Annotated in this window: 2 tRNA genes and 2 other annotated features (1 of these 4 only partly in view); both genes read right to left on the bottom strand. The window is 51.1% G+C overall.

The annotated features are described in order from the left end of the window. Positions 1-34 precede the first annotated feature (34 nt). Positions 35-563, bottom strand: a sequence feature (23S ribosomal RNA rRNA prediction is too short). A gap of 178 nt (positions 564-741) precedes the next feature. After that, positions 742-818 (bottom strand) — tRNA-Ile (locus MITSMUL_RS01920). A gap of 4 nt (positions 819-822) precedes the next feature. Further along, positions 823-898 (bottom strand) — tRNA-Ala (locus MITSMUL_RS01925). Positions 899-1,122: 224 nt separating this feature from the next. Then, positions 1,123-1,194, top strand: a sequence feature (23S ribosomal RNA rRNA prediction is too short); it runs 473 nt beyond the window's last position.

Below are 1,194 nucleotides of genomic sequence, written 5' to 3' on the forward strand. Positions count from 1 at the left end.
GCCGTCGCACATATAAAGTGCTTCGACTGCTTGTAGACATACGGTTTCAGGTTCTATTTCACTCCGCTCCCGCGGTTCTTTTCACCTTTCCCTCACGGTACTATGCGCTATCGGTCGTTCCGTAGTATTTTGCCTTGGATGGTGGTCCACCCTGCTTCCCACAAGGTTTCACGTGTCTCGTGGTACTCTGGATACCAGCCCGTTGGGTAAGATTTCGTCTACCGGAGTTTCACCGTCTATGCTCAGCCTTCCCAGACTGTTCGACTATCTTGCCTTCCCTTGATGCTGGTCCTCAACCCCGGTCGTCCGAAGACGTCCGGTTTGGGCTCTTCCCTGTTCGCTCGCCGCTACTGAGGGAATCTCGTTTGATTACTCTTCCTCCGGCTACTTAGATGTTTCAGTTCACCGGGTGTGCCTTCCTTTCGGATGGTACGACATGACTCGTACCGGGTTGCCCCATTTGGAGATCCATGGATCAAAGCCTACTTGCGGCTCCCCATGACTTATCGCAGCTTATCGCGTCCTTCATCGGCTCGGAACGCCTAGGCATCCACCATATGCCCTTTGTAGCTTAACTATTTGTTATGCCATAGGTTTCATATGTCAATATGATGTCTATGCTTGAATCCTAAAATGTTCGTTCTAACCATTCTGTTCACACTGTCGTGCGACTCGATGATTTCGATACATTTCATTTCTTCTGTGTAGTTTTCAGTGTGCAAATACCATTTTGTTTTTTAATGGTGGGCCTAAGTGGACTTGAACTACTGACCTCACGCTTATCAGGCGTGCGCTCTAACCAGCTGAGCTATAGGCCCATAATGGTGGAGACGAGGAGAATCGAACTCCTGACCCCCTGCTTGCAAGGCAGGTGCTCTCCCAGCTGAGCTACGCCCCCATTATGGTATATTGGATTGTTGAGAGGTTGTTCTCTCAAAACTAGACAATGCAACAGTCAGATGACCGACCAGAGTCATGGACTTCCGTCCATTTACTCCTTAGAAAGGAGGTGATCCAGCCGCACCTTCCGATACGGCTACCTTGTTACGACTTCACCCCAGTCATCGCCCCCACCTTAGACGGCTGCCTCCTTACGGTTAGCCTGCCGGCTTCGGGTGTGAATGACTTCCGTGGTGTGACGGGCGGTGTGTACAAGGCCCGGGAACGTATTCACCGCAGTATGCTGACCTGCGA

This window comes from Mitsuokella multacida DSM 20544 (assembly GCF_000155955.1).
GTDB lineage: Bacteria > Bacillota > Negativicutes > Selenomonadales > Selenomonadaceae > Mitsuokella > Mitsuokella multacida.